General features: G+C 45.2%; 1 protein-coding gene. It reads left to right on the top strand.

What is annotated here, in order from left to right; all coding sequences use genetic code 11:
- Positions 1–358: hypothetical protein (locus ACUU1M_RS20485; RefSeq protein ID WP_449144790.1), on the top strand; the 358-nt coding region annotated here is incomplete at its 5' end.
- Between the last annotated feature and the right edge of the window lie 319 nt (positions 359–677).

Below are 677 nucleotides of genomic sequence, written 5' to 3'. Positions count from 1 at the left end.
TCCTGTGGTAAACAGCTTATTAAAAGAGAGAATAATACACTCCCCTAAAGAATTGGAACATGACAACGCAGTAATAAGAGTCCTGCAACAACTACAAATTCAAGAAGTTTGTAACAGCACCCTTTGGGAGACAGCCAAACAACAACTACTTCAAGAATCGGACGGAAGATATTTTGCCATCAATTCTAAACACTTAGACTTTCCAGGCTCAGGAGAATCTCACGCCTTCTGTTGCATCAAATACAAAAATGCAATTGGCATTAACGGAAACAATGCCGAAACCCAATCGACCCACTACCAACCCTATCCGTATGATAAAGTCAGTATATGGGGACCATTCTCTCACAATTTAACGTAATATCTTATTGCCCGCACCACTGAAACGCGTTTGGTGCGATCACGGCAGCAGACAGATAAAAATGGCAACAAACCACCCGAAAAACTGCCGCGATCGCGCCTGATAAATTTTAACCGCATGAATACCTATGCAACCAGATGGTACAGGCCACATTAACCCCTCCTAATCCACTGAAGCTGCCATTTTTCATGGTTTCACCATCCCAGCGAAGGACCATCCAGCGTGCGTTCCTGTATTTCCGGCTGACGCTCCCGTTCCAGGGATAACGCATGTTCGCGCTCCTGTATCAGCCGTTCCTCTCTTATCTCCAGTTCTCGCT

The organism is Shigella sp. SIG6, assembly GCF_053555815.1.
This window is presented reverse-complemented; position numbering and strand designations above follow the sequence as displayed.